Genomic DNA, 1394 nt, shown 5'->3' with positions numbered 1-1394 from the left:
CTATAGTTCATGTTTTTTGACATTCTTAATAGTTTTATGTAATAATTGAACTATAGTTCATGTTCAAACAAAACAATTTAGTAGATTACTAAATTAATATTAAATGAATATTACGACTGGGGGTGTAGGCCTTATTGTGTTAAGGCCAACCATTTGGACATAGTTAACCTGATCATCATTGCCATCTTTATTGCATTAACTGCATTTTTTGTAGCGGTAGAATTTGCAATCGTAAAAGTAAGAGGCACACGTATCGATCAACTGATTAAAGAAGGAAGAAGGGGAGCAAATGCTGCCAAGCATGTGGTTACGCACTTAGATGAATATTTATCAGCCTGTCAGCTTGGAATTACCGTTACTGCTCTGGGCTTAGGCGTACTGGGAGAACCAACTGTATCAAAACTATTGCTGCCTCTATTTAATTTTGTTCATTTAAATAGTTCAGTCAGTCATATATTATCTATCGTCATTGCCTTTGTTCTCGTGACATTTATCAATGTAGTTGTCGGAGAATTAGCACCTAAATCCTTTGCAATTCAAAAGGCAGAAACAATTACACTTATTTTTGCAAAGCCGATGATTTGGTTTTATAAATTGTTTTACCCCTTCATCTGGCTTCTTAATACTTCCTCCAGAAAGATCACCGGGTTATTCGGGCTAAAACCAGCCACCGAAAACGAATTGGCCCATTCAGAAGAAGAGTTGAGGATAATTCTTACTGAAAGTTATCAAAGCGGGGAAATTAATGAATCGGAATTAACCTATGTGAATAATGTTTTTGATTTTAATAATCGGATTGCCAAAGAAATTATGGTACCTAGGACTGAAATAGTAAGTATCTCTATCGAAGATCATCCTGAAGATATACTTTCGTTAATTAAAGAACAAAAATATACACGATATCCTGTCATTAACGGTGATAAAGATAACATAATTGGAATCCTGAACATCAAGGATATCTTAACCACCAAAATATCACATGATTCGATAAAAAATAGGTCGATTACACCTTATATTAAACCGGTAATTAGCGTGATTGAAACCATACCAATTCAAAATTTACTACTGAAAATGCAAAAAGAAAGAACCCAAATGGCCATCCTTTTGGATGAATTTGGAGGTACTTCTGGTCTTATTACAGTTGAAGATATCATCGAAGAAATTGTTGGAGATATCCGAGATGAATTCGATACGGATGAAATTCCAGATGTCCGTAAAATTAACGATCAGCATTATATTGTGAGTGGGAAGGTTCTAATTGAAACCGTTAACGACCTTTTAGGGACATCTATTTTGAATAAGGATTTAGACACAATTGGCGGTTGGTTTCTTTCTAAGAAATTCGATGTAAAAAAAGATGACCGGATAGATTTAGATGGTTATTCCTTTAGAAT

The 1394-nt window shown here is 34.4% G+C and carries 1 protein-coding gene; it reads left to right on the top strand.

The features are described 5' to 3' along the window. Nucleotides 1–153: 153 nt before the first annotated feature. Nucleotides 154–1394, top strand: a 1241-nt coding sequence (locus tag V7150_RS15470; protein WP_335519981.1) for a hemolysin family protein, incomplete at its 3' end; no start/stop codon positions are given.

The organism is Neobacillus drentensis (genome assembly GCF_036965245.1).
In the GTDB taxonomy this organism is placed as follows: domain Bacteria; phylum Bacillota; class Bacilli; order Bacillales; family Cytobacillaceae; genus Neobacillus; species Neobacillus drentensis_G.
This window is presented reverse-complemented; position numbering and strand designations above follow the sequence as displayed.